General features: G+C 38.1%; 1 protein-coding gene. It reads left to right on the top strand.

Annotation, left to right across the window (positions count from 1 at the left end):
• Positions 1-218 (top strand): G5 domain-containing protein (locus HMPREF2571_RS08415; RefSeq protein WP_141760073.1); only part of this gene is annotated, 218 nt, incomplete at both ends.

Raw genomic sequence — 218 nt, 5'->3', positions numbered from 1 at the left:
CAAGAAAGTCGAGTTCTTAAGACTGATAAGGTTGAATACGTTAATGATGCAAGTCTTGAAGCAGGAAAAATTCGAGAAGTTGCAGCAGTAGACGGGCAAGTTTTGGTAGAAATCACAGACATCTATGTAAATGGTGAGTTGCAATCAAGTACAGAAAAAGAATTATCCCGTATTGAACCGCAATCTAAGAAGGTTTATCGAGGAACAAAACAGGTATC

This window comes from Streptococcus sp. HMSC068F04 (genome assembly GCF_001837455.1).
GTDB lineage: Bacteria > Bacillota > Bacilli > Lactobacillales > Streptococcaceae > Streptococcus > Streptococcus salivarius_D.
Note: the sequence above shows the minus strand (reverse complement) of the source record. Positions and strands in the feature narration are given on the sequence as shown.